We start from the raw sequence: 244 nt of genomic DNA on the forward strand, positions 1-244 counted from the left end.
CGGTACAGGTAGAGAAGGCAACCACCTGATAACCTTCGTCAATCATCACCTTAATCACGCGGCAAAAGTCAGTTTCATACTCTTTCTGCGTTACGCCGAGACGTTTGTCGAACGGCGCCAGTTCACGCACTGTAAACGCAATGGTTTTGCGTGAGCTGATAATCGCCTGCCAGTGCAACAGGTTATGGCTTGGATTGGCCACTTCACGCGCTTCAGCCAAAAATGCGGTATCAACACCCTTCTT

Annotated in this window: 1 pseudogene; it reads right to left on the reverse strand. The window is 50.0% G+C overall.

Annotated elements, in window-relative coordinates:
* A pseudogene (locus KVT28_RS26235) lies at positions 1-244 on the reverse strand (colanic acid biosynthesis pyruvyl transferase WcaK); the annotation flags it as partial.

It is taken from the genome of Pantoea sp. GbtcB22 (assembly GCF_019091025.1).
Taxonomy (GTDB): Bacteria; Pseudomonadota; Gammaproteobacteria; order Enterobacterales; family Enterobacteriaceae; genus Pantoea; species Pantoea leporis.